At 59.0% G+C, this 653-nt stretch carries 1 protein-coding gene; it reads right to left on the reverse strand.

Going from position 1 to position 653, the window contains the following annotated elements; translation table 11 throughout:
• Window positions 1–289, reverse strand: a 289-nt coding sequence (locus tag CK944_RS22465; protein ID WP_146038781.1) for a DUF4167 domain-containing protein, incomplete at its 3' end; no start/stop codon positions are given.
• Window positions 290–653 lie beyond the last annotated feature (364 nt).

Genomic DNA, 653 nt, shown 5'->3' on the forward strand with positions numbered 1-653 from the left:
TCGACGCTCTTCTGGACGACCTGGGCCTTACAGGCTCGTCCTCCACATGACGCGCAGGTTTGCCGACGCGAACATAATGCTCGGCCGATTGCAGGAAGGCCTCCGAGGCCACGCGGTCATTTGCAAGCCGCGCTTCTTCCGCGAACTGAAGATAGCGCTCGACGAGCTGTTGGGCGGTTCCCCGGATCTTGCCCTTTGCGCTCATGCTCTCGAAGACACGGCTGCCGGGACCCTGCTGCTGCTGTGCGGAGCGATGTTTGCCGTTCCGCCGATTGTGATACGATTTCATAAGCCAGTTTGGATGAGGCAGCGGGAATGCAGAGCTGCACTCTGCGAAATAGGCTGACCCGACCTCATCATCAAGAAAACATCAAAGCTTGGCAGCTTTTTCCAGGGACGCTTTAATCAGCCTGACATACTCGGACTGAAAGACTTGCTGACAGACTATGACGCCCAATGCGGCCCGGAACAGGTCACACAGGTCTGAGGTGATGCTGTGACCCGGTCCCTGCCGTTCTTGGATTGGGGCATGAAGGCGCAGGCTTGAACATTTTCCTGTTGAACACGCGCACAGCTGCCCTTGCGGCGTCCTGGTCGGTCGAGCCGGGCGTCCAGCGGCCCAAGTCCCCGAGCAGCATCTTGGTGATGACGCC

This window comes from Paracoccus sp. SY (assembly GCF_002901215.1).
Classification (GTDB): domain Bacteria; phylum Pseudomonadota; class Alphaproteobacteria; order Rhodobacterales; family Rhodobacteraceae; genus Paracoccus; species Paracoccus acridae.